This window comes from Pseudomonas sp. QL9 (assembly GCF_041409665.1).
Taxonomy (GTDB): Bacteria; Pseudomonadota; Gammaproteobacteria; order Pseudomonadales; family Pseudomonadaceae; genus Pseudomonas; species Pseudomonas knackmussii.
The window spans coordinates 1,652,668-1,665,183 of record NZ_CP166971.1; the positions used below are offsets into that span (position 1 = coordinate 1,652,668).

Annotated in this window: 8 protein-coding genes and 1 pseudogene; all 9 read left to right on the top strand. The window is 67.9% G+C overall.

The window, feature by feature from the left end:
* The first annotated feature begins 1 nt into the window (after window position 1).
* The 9 genes and pseudogenes from algK to ACA097_RS07820 all read left to right on the top strand — a co-directional run bounded on the left by algK (window position 2) and on the right by ACA097_RS07820 (window position 12,491).
* Window positions 2-1,399, top strand: a complete 1,398-nt coding sequence (gene algK / locus ACA097_RS07780; protein ID WP_371369535.1) for an alginate biosynthesis TPR repeat lipoprotein AlgK — start codon at window positions 2-4, stop codon at window positions 1,397-1,399.
* Between the two features lie 6 nt (window positions 1,400-1,405).
* Window positions 1,406-2,892: pseudogene (locus tag ACA097_RS07785) on the top strand (alginate export family protein).
* A gap of 146 nt (window positions 2,893-3,038) precedes the next feature.
* Entirely contained in the window at window positions 3,039-4,613 is a 1,575-nt protein-coding gene (gene algG / locus ACA097_RS07790) for a mannuronan 5-epimerase AlgG (protein WP_371370492.1), read from the top strand.
* Window positions 4,614-4,624: 11 nt separating this feature from the next.
* Window positions 4,625-6,046 (top strand): alginate O-acetyltransferase, encoded by a 1,422-nt coding sequence (locus ACA097_RS07795; RefSeq protein WP_371369537.1) that lies wholly within the window; start codon window positions 4,625-4,627, stop codon window positions 6,044-6,046.
* Window positions 6,047-6,049: 3 nt separating this feature from the next.
* Complete coding sequence (locus tag ACA097_RS07800) at window positions 6,050-7,174, top strand: mannuronate-specific alginate lyase (RefSeq protein ID WP_371369539.1); 1,125 nt, start codon at window positions 6,050-6,052, stop codon at window positions 7,172-7,174.
* Window positions 7,175-7,457: 283 nt separating this feature from the next.
* Window positions 7,458-8,930 carry an MBOAT family protein gene (locus ACA097_RS07805; protein ID WP_371369541.1) on the top strand — a complete coding sequence of 491 codons (1,473 nt, stop codon included), beginning with the start codon at window positions 7,458-7,460 and terminating at the stop codon, window positions 8,928-8,930.
* A 13-nt stretch (window positions 8,931-8,943) separates the two neighbouring features.
* Entirely contained in the window at window positions 8,944-10,116 is a 1,173-nt protein-coding gene (locus ACA097_RS07810) for an alginate O-acetyltransferase (RefSeq protein ID WP_371369543.1), read from the top strand.
* A gap of 34 nt (window positions 10,117-10,150) precedes the next feature.
* Window positions 10,151-10,825, top strand: coding sequence for an alginate O-acetyltransferase AlgF (locus ACA097_RS07815; protein WP_371369545.1), 675 nt, complete (start codon window positions 10,151-10,153; stop codon window positions 10,823-10,825).
* 220 nt (window positions 10,826-11,045) lie between these two features.
* Window positions 11,046-12,491: a mannose-1-phosphate guanylyltransferase/mannose-6-phosphate isomerase gene (locus ACA097_RS07820; RefSeq protein ID WP_371369547.1), complete on the top strand. Its 1,446-nt coding sequence runs from the start codon at window positions 11,046-11,048 to the stop codon at window positions 12,489-12,491.
* Window positions 12,492-12,516 lie beyond the last annotated feature (25 nt).

A 12,516-nucleotide genomic window follows, 5' to 3' on the forward strand; every position in this document is an offset into this window, starting at 1 on the left:
CATGAACGCACTTGCCCAGCATCCGCTGCGCGGCGTCGGCCTGGCCCTGGCGGTGAGCCTCGCCGCCGGCTGCGCCGGCCTGCCCGACCAGCGCCTGGCCGACGAGGCCATGGCGCGCGGCGACCTCGCCACAGCCCAGGCCAACTACCAGGCCCTGGCGACCCTCGGCTACACCGACGCGCAGATCGGCCTGGCCGACCTGCAGGCGGCCAACGGTGACAGCGCAGCCCAGGCCCGCGCCGAGAAGCTCTACCGCGACGCCGCCGAGACCTCGCCGCGCGCCCGTGCGCGCCTGGGCAAATGGCTGGCGGCCAAGCCCGGCGCCAGCGAAGCCGAGCACCGCGAGGCCGAGCAGCTGCTGACCCGCGCCTTCGCCGAAGGCGAGGACAGCGCCCTTGTGCCGCTGGTGGTGCTCTACCTGCAGTACCCGCAGACCTGGCCGGACGTGAACCCGCAGCAGCGCATCGACCAGTGGCGCGCCCAGGGCCTGCCGCAGGCAGACCTGGCGCAGATCATCCTGTACCGCACCCAGGGCACCTACAACCAGCACCTGGGCGAGGTCGAGCAGGTCTGCCAGCGCTGGCTGACGCGCATGGACGTGTGCTGGATGGAGCTGGCCACGGTCTACCAGATCCAGGGCAACGCGGATAAGCAGAAGGCCCACCTCGACCGCCTGCGCGCCGCGCACAAGACCGGCCACGTGCCGCCCGAACGCGTCGAATCGGTGGCCCAGGTGCTGGCCGACGCCAACCTCGGCAAGCCCGATCCGCAAGCCGCCCAGGCCCTGCTCACCGAGCTTGCGCCGGAATTCCCGGCCGCCTGGGTCGACCTCGCCAAGCTGCAGTACGACTACCCCGAGCTGGGCGACGTGAACCAGATGCTCGACTACCTGAAGAAGGGCCAGGACGCCGCCCAGCCGCGCGCCGAGCTGCTGCTCGGGCGCCTCTACTACGACGGCAAGTGGATGCCGCAGGACCCGCAGAAGGCCGAGCAGCACCTGCTCAAGGCCGCCCCCAGCGAGCCCCAGGCGCACTACTTCCTCGGCCAGATCTACCGCCGCGGCTACCTCGGCAAGGTCTACCCGCAGAAGGCCGCCGACCACCTGCTGATCGCCGCCCGCGCCGGCTCCGCCAGCGCCGACATGGCCCTCGCCCAGCTCTGGTCGCAAGGCCGCGGCGTGCAGGTCGACCGCGCCGCCGCCTACGTCTTCGGCACCCTCGCCCAGCGCCAGCAGGCGCCCGCCGCCGCCGACCTGATGAGCCAGCTCGAACCGCAGATGCTGCCGGCCGAACGCAGCCAGGCGCAGCAACTGCTCAAGCGCGAGGAACAGGCACGCGGCGCCAACTGGCAGGCCACGGTCAGCCTCATGCAGAACGAACAGGAAGCCCAGAACCTATGAAGCGCCTTGCCCCGACTCCCGCCCCGCTCCTCCAGCCGCTGCGCCTCGCCGGCGTCATCCGCCGCGCGCGCCTGCTGTCGGCCATGCTCGGCGCCGGCATGAGCCTGCTCGGCAGCCTCGTGCAGGCCGCCGAAGAGCCGCCGAAGAACTTCGGCATCGACATCAAGGTCACCGCCGAGTCCCTCGACGACCAGGACCTGGGCACCGCCCACGGCGGCGACCTCAATGGTATTGGCCTCGACCTGCGGCCCTGGGCCCTGGGCACCTGGGGCGACTGGAGCGCCTACGTGATGGGCCAGGCGGTGACCGCCACCGACACCGTGCAGACCGACACCCTGCAGTCCGACGAAGTGGACAACAGCGGCACGAACGGCCGCGAGCCCGACGACAGCTACCTCGCCCTGCGCGAGTTCTGGGTCGACTACGCCGGCCTCACCCAGTACCCCGGCGAGCACCTGCGCTTCGGCCGCCAGCGCCTGCGCGACGACAGCGGCATGTGGGCCGACACCAACATCGAAGCGCTGAACTGGACCTTCGACACCACCCTGCTGCGCGCCCACGCCGGCGTGGCGCAACGCTTCTCCGAGTACCGCACCGACCTCACCGAGCTGGCGCCGCAGGACAAGGACCGCACCCACGTGTTCGGCGACATCTCCACCCAGTGGGAGCCGCACAACTGGGTCGGCCTGCGCCTGCACCACGCCGACGACAGCGGCCACCTGAAGGATGCGGGCGAGCAGGTCGATTCCCTCGACAAGCGCTCCACCGGCGACCTCACCTGGCTCGGCGTCGAGGCCAACGGCGACGGCTACGAGTACCGCTCGCAGATGCCGCTGAACTACTGGGCCAGCGCCACCTGGCTGACCGGCAACCGCGACCGCCTGAGCAGCGCGGACGTCAACGGCGAGCGCATCGCCACCGGCAAGCAGAGCGGCGACGTCAACGCCTACGGCGTCGATCTCGGCCTGCGCTGGAACATCGACGAACAGTGGCGCGCCGGCGCCGGCTACGCGCGCGGCAGCGGCGGCGGCCACAACGGCGAGGACCAGTATGAGCAGACCGGCCTGCAGAGCAACCGCTCCAACTTCACCGGCACCCGCGCCCGCGTGAACCGCTTCGGCGAGGCCTTCCGCGGCGAGCTGTCGAACCTGCAGGACGCCACCCTGTTCGGCGCCTGGCAGCTGCGCGACGACTACGACGCGAGCCTCGTGTACCACAAGTTCTGGCGCGTCGACGGCAACTCGGACATCGGCAACAGCGGCATCAACGCGCCCCTGGTGAACGACTCCAAGGACGTCGGCCAGGAGGTCGACCTGGTCATGACCAAGTACTTCAAGCACGGCCTGCTGCCGGCCTCGATGAGCCAGGCGATCGACGAACCCTCGGCGCTGGTGCGCTTCCGCGGCGGCCTGTTCATGCCCGGCGACGCCTACGGCAATCACGTCGACTCGACGATGCACCACGCGTTCGTCGACGTCATCTGGCGCTACTGAGGATCGGGGCGATGGCGGCTGGTTACTGGGTCCCCGCGTTCGCGGGGAAGACGCAAAAGCAATCTGTCTCTCCCGCGAACGCGGGAGCCCAGCCAACACAGCGCCCACGCCCGTACGGAGAACGGACCATGAACCGCCCCCTACCAATGGCCTCCCTGCTGCTCGCCGGCATGCTCGCCGCGGGCTCCCCGGCCTGGGCCCTGGCGCCGCCGACCAAGGCCCCGGCGCAAGCGGCTGCGGCCAATCAGCCCGGCCATGCCCGCGGCCTGAAGGAAACCGGCAACTACACGGTCCAGACCATCGCCGAGGAAACGCTGCACCTGGACCCGCCGAAGCTGCCCGACCTGTCCGGCTACACCGCCGAGGCGGTGGCGAAGATGATCGACCGCAGCAAACCCGGCAAGGCCGTGCTGCAGCGCATGGTGCAGCAGCAGCCGCTGAAGGAATTCACCGGCGGCAGCAACCGCCTGGCCGAGTGGGTGAAGCGCCAGAAGCAGATGCCGCAGGCGATCTTCATCGAGGGCGGCTACGTCAACCTGGCGGCGCTGGCCGGCAAGCTCGGCAAGTCCCTCGAACAGGTCGAGCCCGGCGTTTACGTCGCGCGCCTGCCGATCGTGGTCAGCCAGGGCGCGACCCTGGAGATCGACGGCAAGGTCAAGGAGCTGCGCCTGTCCCAGGATCGCGGCGCCTTCCTGGTCAACGACGGCAAGCTGTTCGTGCGCGACAGCAAGGTCACCGCCTGGAACGAAGCCAAGGGCGAGCCGGCCTGGTTCAAGTCGCCCAACGAATTCCGCCCCTTCCTGGTGTCCTGGGGCGGCGCCGAGGCCTACCTGGTGAACAGCACCTTCACCAGCTTCGGCTACAACGCCTCCAAGGCGTACGGCATCTCCATCTCGCAGTACAGCCCGGGCATGGACACCCAGATGAAGCGCCCGCGCCCCAAAGGCTGGGTGCTCGATTCCACCTTCGTCGACAACTGGTACGGCTTCTACTGCTACGAGGCCGACGACCTGGTGGTGCGCGGCAACACCTACCGCGACAACGTGATCTACGGCATCGACCCGCACGACCGCTCGCGCCGGCTGATCATCGCCGAGAACACCGTCTACGGAACGAAGAAGAAGCACGGCATCATCGTCTCGCGCGAGGTCGACGACAGCTTCATCTTCCGCAACAAGACCTACGACAACCACCTCTCCGGGATCGTCCTGGACCGCAACAGCGTGAACAACCTGGTGGCCTACAACGAGGTCTACCGCAACCACTCCGACGGCATCACGCTCTACGAATCCGGCGACAACCTGATCTACGCCAACCAGGTGCTGGGCAACCGGCGCCACGGCATCCGCATCCGCAACAGCGTGAACATCCGCCTGTACGAGAACCTCGCCGCCGGCAACCAGCTGCTCGGCGTGTATGGGCACATCAAGGACCTGTCCGACACCGACCGCGACATCGACCTCGACCCGTTCGACACCAAGGTCTCGCTGATCGTGGTCGGCGGCAAGCTCGCCGGCAACGGCTCCGGGCCGCTGTCGGTGGCCTCGCCGCTGTCCCTGGAGCTGTACAAGGTGGCCATGCTCGGCCCGACCAAATCCTCCGGCATCAGCTTCTCCGGCGTACTCGGCGAGAAGCAGGAAGAGATCCTCGACCTGCTCGTGCGCCAGCAGCGCGCGGTGCTGATCGACCCCGTGGAAAGCCAGGCCGAACTGCATAAATGAGGACCCGCACCATGACCATCCGCCCCCATTGCCTGTCGGGCCTGACGGGCCTCGCCGCCGGCCTGCTGCTCGCCCACGGCGCCTTCGCCGCCGACACCGGCGCGCCGACCTACCGCGCCCTGCCGGCCGCCGGCCTGTGCCCCAAGGCGGCCGACGACAAGGCCTACGACACCAAGTACCTGGGCTTCTTCACCCACCTGGTGCCGGCCCAGGAAGACTGGCTGTTCCGCACCACCTACGACCTGCGCACCGACTTCGGCACCAGCCCCGAAGGCTGGCGCGAACTCAAGGCGCTGCGCGACGAGCTCAAGCGCAAGGGCGTCGAGCTGATGGTGGTCTACCAGCCCACCCGCGGCCTGATCGACCGCGAGAAGCTCAACCCCGAGGAGAAGGCCTCCTTCAACTTCGAGCTGGCGAAGAAGAACTACCTGGCGACGATCGCCAAGTTCCGCGAGGCCGGCATCTACACCCCGGACTTCTCGCCGCTGTTCGACGAGAAGGAAGCCCACCCGTACTACTTCAAGGGCGACCACCACTGGACCCCGTACGGCGCCATGCGCAGCGCGAAGATCGCCGCGCAGACGCTGAAGGAAATCCCCGGCTACGACGGCATTCCGAAGAAGGAATTCGAAAGCAAGCGCACCGGCCTGCTGTCCAAGCTCGGCACCTTCCACAAGGCCGCCGCGCAGCTCTGCGGCAGCAGCTACGCACCGCAGTACGTCGACCGCTTCGAGACCGAGCCGGTGGGCGCCAGCGACAGCGGCGACCTGTTCGGCGACGGCGGCAATCCGCAGGTGGCGGTGGTCGGCACCTCCAACAGCGGCCCGGCCTACAACTTCGTCGGCTTCCTCGAGGAGTACGGCAAGGTCGACATCCTCAACAACGCCGTGTCCGGCGGCGGCTTCGACAGCTCGCTGCTGGCCTACCTGACCAGCGAGAGCTTCCACAAGAACCCGCCGAAGATCCTCGTCTGGGAATTCGCCACCCACTACGACATGGCGCAGAAGAGCTTCTACCGCCAGGCCATGCCGCTGGTGGCCAACGGCTGCGCGACGCAGAAGGCCGTGCTCAGCCGCAAGGTCAAGCTGCACGCCGGGCGCAACGAGGTGCTGCTCAACAGCGCGACGCTGCCGATCCGCAGCGGCAGCTACACCGCCGACATCACCTACAGCGACCCGAGCGTGCACCAGCTGAAGAACACCGTCTGGTACATGAACGGCCGCCGCGAACAGCTGAAGATCGAGCAGTCCAAGGCCGTCGACACCGGCGGGCGCTACGTCTTCGAGCTGCGCAACGACGAGGACTGGGCCGACCAGCAGTTCCTCTCCCTGGAAATCGAGGCGCCGGACGAGATGCCGGCCGGCCTCGAGGTCGAGGCCAAGCTGTGCCAGACGCCGCAAACCAAGGCCACTGCCGAAGTGGCCGGGAGATAACCCATGTCCATACAACGACTTTCCCGCAGCAAGGGCCTGCGCCTGCTCTGGCCGCTGCTCAGCCTGGGCAGCCTCGGTGCGCTCTACGGACAAGCCTCCCAGGCCGCCGACCTGGTGCCGCCACCCGGCTATTTCGCCCCGGTCGGCGAGCGCAAGGGCGACGCCGACAGCTGCCAGGCAGCGCCCACGCCCTACACCGGCTCGCTGCAGTTCACCAGCAAGTACGAAGGCTCCGACTCGGCGCGCGCCACCCTCAACACCGGCGCCGAGAAGAAATTCCGCGAGCAGATCAAGGACATCACCGAGATGGAGCGCGGCACCAGCAAGCTGATCACCCAGTACATGCGCAGCGGCCACAAGGGCGACCTCGACTGTGCGCTGAACTGGCTGTCCACCTGGGCCAAGGCCGATGCGCTGGAAAGCACCGACTTCAACCACACCGGCAAGTCGATGCGCAAATGGGCGCTGGGCAGCCTGTCCTCGTCCTACCTGCGCCTGAAGTTCTCCAGCAGCCGCCCGCTGGCGGCCTACCCGCAGCAGGCGGCGCAGATCGAGCAGTGGTTCGGCAAGCTCGGCAGCCAGGTGGTCAGCGACTGGAGCAACCTGCCGCTGAAGCAGATCAACAACCACAGCTACTGGGCCGCCTGGTCGGTGATGTCCACTGCCGTGGTGACCAACCGCCACGACCTGTTCGACTGGTCGGTGCAGGCGTTCAAGGTCGCCGCCAGCCAGGTCGACGACGACGGCTACCTGCCCAACGAACTCAAGCGCCGCCAGCGCGCCCTCTCTTACCACAACTACGCGCTGACCCCATTGGCGATGATCGCCGCCTTCGCCCAGGCCAACGGCACCGACCTGCGCGAGGAAAACCACGGCGCGCTGCAGCGCCTGGCCGAACGCGTGATGCAGGGTGTGGGCGACCAGCAGGCCTTCGACGCCAAGACCGGCAACGACCAGGACCTGGAAGACCTGAAGGAGAACAGCAAGTTCGCCTGGCTGGAGCCCTACTGCGCGCTCTACAGCTGCGCACCGAAGACCCAGGACTGGCGCAGGAAGATGGAGCCCTTCAACAGCTTCCGCCTCGGCGGCGACGTGACCAAGGTGTTCAACCGCGGCAACGGCGGATAACGGACCGAAACCTGTAGGAGCGAGCTTGCTCGCGAATGGCGTCCCCGGAGGCACCGGCGCTGGGCGGTTCGCGAGCAAGCTCGCTCCTACGAAGAGCAATCCCGCACACGCGGGGCACCGCAACACCCCGACCCAGGCGCAAAGACGCCGGGCGGGCGCACCACCACTTGGCAATACCACGGGGAGGAATTGGCGGATCGCACCGGCCTTTTCCTTGCGCGCCTTCACGGCGCCGGAAGGGCTGGAGCGATCCAGGGTACGAAGCTCCAGAGCGAGACGCGCAATGGTCTTTTCTTCCAACGTGTTCCTGTTCCTGTTCCTGCCGGTGTTCCTCGGCCTGTACTACCTGAGCGGGAACCGCTACCGGAACCTCCTGTTGCTGGTCGCCAGCTACCTCTTCTATGCCTGGTGGCGCGTGGACTTCCTCGCCCTGTTCGCCGGCGTCACCCTGTTCAACTACTGGATCGGGCTGCGCATCGGCGCGGCCGGCGTGCGCACGCTCGCGGCCAAGCGCTGGCTGATCCTCGGCGTGGTCGTCGACCTCTGCGTGCTGGGCTACTTCAAGTACGCCAACTTCGGTGTCGACAGCCTCAACCAGATCATCACCTCGTTCGGCATGCAGCCCTTCGTGCTGACGCACATCCTGCTGCCCATCGGCATCTCGTTCTACACGTTCGAGTCGATCAGCTACATCATCGACGTCTACCGCGGCGACACCCCGGCCACGCGCAACCTGATCGACTTCGCCGCCTTCGTCGCCATCTTCCCGCACCTGATCGCCGGCCCCGTGCTGCGCTTCAAGGACCTGGTCGACCAGTTCAACCACCGCACCCACAGCCTCGACAAGTTCGCCGAAGGCTGCACCCGCTTCATGCAGGGCTTCGTCAAGAAGGTGTTCATCGCCGACACCCTGGCGGCCCTGGCCGACCACTGCTTCGCCCTGCAGAACCCGACCACGGGCGACGCCTGGCTCGGCGCGCTGGCCTACACCGCGCAGCTGTACTTCGACTTCTCCGGCTACAGCGACATGGCCATCGGCCTGGGCCTGATGATGGGCTTCCGCTTCATGGAGAACTTCAACCAGCCCTACATCAGCCAGTCGATCACCGAGTTCTGGCGGCGCTGGCACATCAGCCTCTCCACCTGGCTGCGCGACTACCTGTACATCAGCCTGGGCGGCAACCGCGGCACCACTTTCCAGACCTACCGCAACCTGTTCCTGACCATGCTGCTGGGCGGTCTGTGGCACGGGGCCAACGTCACCTACATCGTCTGGGGCGCCTGGCACGGCACCTGGCTGGCCATCGAGCGCGCACTCGGCGTCAACGCCGCGCCGCGCGTGCTCAATCCGCTGAAGTGGGCCTTCACCTTCCTCCTGGTGATCCTCGGCTGGGTGATCTTCCGCGCCGAGAACCTGCACGTGGCCTGGCGCATGTACGCCGCCATGTTCAGCTTCGGCGACTGGCAGCTGTCGGAGCTCAACCGCGCCAGCCTCACCGGCCTGCAGCTGGGCACCCTGGCGCTGGCCTATGTCGTGCTCGCGGTATTCGGCCTGCGCCAGTTCCGCGGCCAGCCGCTGCAGCTCAAGGCGCCCAAGGCCGAGGCCGGCAACGACCAGGGCGGCGCCGTGGTCGCCAGCTGGAGTGCCGCGCTGCCGCTGCTGGCCACCCGCGTGGCGCTGCTTGCGCTGTTCGCCGCCTCGGTGCTGAAGCTCTCCGCGCAGAGCTACTCGCCCTTCCTCTACTTCCAGTTCTGAGCGAGGCCGCCGCATGAACCCGACGCTTCCCAAACCCCTGCAATACACCTATGTCGCCGCCTTCGGCGGGCTGCTCCTGGGCCTGGCCTGCGGCTCGCTGAAGAGCTTCCCGAGCTTCAGCGCAACCCCCGGCACCCCGCTGCTCAACGGCAAGCTGGCGCACGCCTTCGAGACCCACTACGACGAGCAATTCCCGATCAAGCGCCTGGGCACCAACCTCTGGGCCGCGCTCGACTTCGCCCTGTTCGACGAAGGCCGCCCCGGCGTGGTGCTCGGCAAGGACGGCTGGCTGTACACCGACGAAGAGTTCAAGCCGGCACCGACGGCGACCCAGCTCGACGACAACTGGGCACTGCTGCGCGGCGTGCAGAAGGAGCTGGAGCGACGCGGCGTGAAGCTGGTACTGGCGATCATCCCGGCCAAGGCGCGGGTGTATCCCGAATACCTCGGCAAGGAACAGCCGGCCAGCCTGCACGCCGGTCTGTACCAGGACTTCCTGCAACGCGCGCGGCAGGCCGGCATGGCCGCGCCCGAGCTGCTGGAAACCCTCGACCAGGCCAAGGACAAGGGCCAGGTCTTCCTGCGCACCGACACCCACTGGACGCCGCTGGGCGCCGAGGCCGTGGCCGAGCGCCTGGCCCGCGCCATCCGCGACGGCCAGCACCTCGACCTGCCGCAGCAGACCTTCATCACCGAGGCCCACGCCGCCGCGCCGCACAAGGGCGACCTGCTGACCTTCCTGCCGCTGGACCCGCTGTTCAGCACGCTGCTGCCGGCGCCGGACCAGTTGCAGGAACGCCAGACCCGCGCGGCCGACGACAACGCCAGCGGCGGCGACCTCTTCGGCGACAGCACCGCGCCGCAGGTGGCGCTGGTCGGCACCAGCTACAGCGCCAACCCGCGCTGGAACTTCGCCGGCGCGCTCAAGCAGGCGCTGTCGGCCGACCTGATCAATTACGCCAAGGAAGGCAAGGGGCCGCTCGAACCGATGCTCGAACTGCTCCAGGACCCCGGCTTCGCGCAGCACCCGCCGCGCCTGCTGGTCTGGGAATTCCCCGAACGCTACCTGCCGATGCGCAATGACCTCAGCCAGTTCGACGCGAACTGGCTGGCCCAGCTGCGCGCGGCCGGCACCCGAGACGAACGCCTGGCGGCCAACCCGCCGGGCCTGGCTGCGGCGCACTGAGCGCCACCCACTGGGCGCCCGCGCGCCCGCTGCAATGCAAGAAGAGACGGAGGTACACCCCATGATCCGATCCAAGACCCAAGGCTGGAAAATCCCCGCCCTCGCCTTGGCCCTGGGCCTGGCCAACGTCGGCGCGCACGCCGGCGAAGCGGCCCTCTACGGTCCGCAGGCGCCCAAGGGCTCGGCCTTCGTGCGGGCCTACAACGCCGGCAACAGCGAACTCTCGGTGAGCGTCGGCAACGCCGCGCTGAACGACGTCGCGCCGCTGGGCTCCAGCGACTTCAAGTTCCTCCCGCCCGGCAGCTACACCGCCAAGGTCGGCAGCCAGAGCCTGCCGGTGAAACTCGACCCGGACGCCTACTACACCCTGGTCAGCGAACCGGGCGCGCAACCGCAATTGGTGAGCGAGCCGCCCTTCAAGAACAAGCAGAAGGCCCTGGTGCGCGTGCAGAACCTCAGCGGCAAGGCGCTGACCCTGAAGACCGCCGACGGCAAGACCGAGGTGGTCGGCAACGTCGCCCCGAAAAGCCATGGCGACCGCGAGATCAACCCGGTGAAAGTCGACCTGGCGCTGTTCGACGGCGCGCAGAAGGTCAGCGACCTCAAGCCCGTCACCCTGGCGCGCGGCGAGGTGGTGTGCCTGTACGTCACCGACGCCGGCGGCAAGCTTTCGCCGGTGTGGGTCAAGCGGCCGGTGGTGGCGGATTGAGGGGCTTTTTATTGGGTCCCCGCGTTCGCGGGAATGACGACGTTCTCGCATTCGCGGGAATGACGAGCCATTGAGCCACCGTCTTCCCCGCGAACGCGGGGACCCAATGAACAGAAAAAACAGCGGGCTGCCATGACGGCCCGCACGGAGAGGTCACCCAGAACGGCAACGGCGCCCGCGGGCGCCCCACAGAACGCATGAACGCTTAAGGAGAAACCCCATGATTCCCGTCATTCTTTCCGGTGGCAGCGGCTCCCGACTCTGGCCCCTTTCACGCAAGCTCTACCCCAAGCAGTTCCTCGCCCTGGCCGGCGAGCACACGCTGTTCCAGCAGACCGTCGAGCGCCTGGCCTTCGACGGCATGGAGCCGCCGCTGGTGGTGAGCAACAAGGAGCACCGCTTCATCCTCCAGGAACAGCTCGAACAGCTGAACCTGCAGACCCAGGGCATCCTGCTCGAACCCTTCGGCCGCAACACCGCGCCGGCCGTGGCCATCGCCGCCATGCAGCTGGTCGCCGAAGGCCGTGACGAACTGCTGCTGGTGCTGCCGGCCGACCACGTGCTGGAAGACCCGCGTGCCTTCCAGCGCGCCCTGGCTCTCGGCACCGTGGCCGCCGAACGCGGCGAGATGGTGCTCTTCGGTGTCCCGGCGCAACGCGCCGAGACCGGCTACGGCTACATCCGCGCCAACGCCGACGAGCGCCTGCCCGAAGGCGTGGCGCGGGTCGAACGCTTCATCGAGAAGCCCGATGCCGAACGCGCCCGCCAGTTCGTCGAGCAGGGCAACCACTACTGGAACAGCGGCATGTTCCTGTTCCGCGCCAGCCGCTTCCTCGAAGAGCTCAAGCGCCACGACGCGGACATCTACGACACCTGCCTGCTGGCCCTGGAGCGCAGCCAGCGCGAAGGCACGGTGGTGAACATCGACGCCGCCACCTTCGCCTGCTGCCCGGACGACTCCATCGACTACGCGGTGATGGAGAAGACCAAGCGCGCCTGCGTGGTGCCGCTGGACGCCGGCTGGAACGACGTCGGCAGCTGGTCGTCGATCTGGGAAGTCCACGAGAAGGACGCCAACGGCAACGTCACCAAGGGCGACGTGGTCGTCCACGACAGCCGCAACTGCCTGGTGCACGGCAACGGCAAGCTGGTCTCGGTGGTCGGCCTGGACGACATCGTGGTGGTGGAAACCAAGGACGCCATGATGATCGCCCACCGCGACCGCGTGCAGGACGTGAAGAAGGTGGTCGGCGAACTCGACGCCGCCGGTCGCAGCGAAACCCAGAACCACTGCGCGGTGTACCGCCCCTGGGGCAGCTACGACTCGGTGGACATGGGTGGCCGCTTCCAGGTCAAGCACATCACCGTGAAGCCCGGCGCGCAGCTCTCGCTGCAGATGCACCACCACCGCGCCGAGCACTGGATCGTCGTCTCCGGCACCGCCCAGGTGACCTGCGACGAGAAGGTGTTCCTGCTCACCGAGAACCAGTCCACCTACATCCCCATCGCCTCGGTGCACCGCCTGGCCAACCCCGGCAAGATCCCGCTGGAGATCATCGAGGTGCAGTCCGGCAGCTACCTGGGCGAGGACGACATCGAGCGTCTGGAGGATGTCTACGGACGTACAGAACCGGCTGTGATGCAAGCCCAGGCCGGCGCACGCTAGTTCAGGACGGCGCCTCCCCATCGGT

Coding starts and splice junctions, on each gene's coding strand:
- algK (WP_371369535.1), top strand. CDS start 2: ATGAACGCACTTGCCCAGCATCCGCTGCGCGGCGTCGGCCTGGCCCTG.
- algG (WP_371370492.1), top strand. CDS start 3,039: ATGGCCTCCCTGCTGCTCGCCGGCATGCTCGCCGCGGGCTCCCCGGCC.
- ACA097_RS07795 (WP_371369537.1), top strand. CDS start 4,625: ATGACCATCCGCCCCCATTGCCTGTCGGGCCTGACGGGCCTCGCCGCC.
- ACA097_RS07800 (WP_371369539.1), top strand. CDS start 6,050: ATGTCCATACAACGACTTTCCCGCAGCAAGGGCCTGCGCCTGCTCTGG.
- ACA097_RS07805 (WP_371369541.1), top strand. CDS start 7,458: ATGGTCTTTTCTTCCAACGTGTTCCTGTTCCTGTTCCTGCCGGTGTTC.
- ACA097_RS07810 (WP_371369543.1), top strand. CDS start 8,944: ATGAACCCGACGCTTCCCAAACCCCTGCAATACACCTATGTCGCCGCC.
- ACA097_RS07815 (WP_371369545.1), top strand. CDS start 10,151: ATGCAAGAAGAGACGGAGGTACACCCCATGATCCGATCCAAGACCCAA.
- ACA097_RS07820 (WP_371369547.1), top strand. CDS start 11,046: ATGATTCCCGTCATTCTTTCCGGTGGCAGCGGCTCCCGACTCTGGCCC.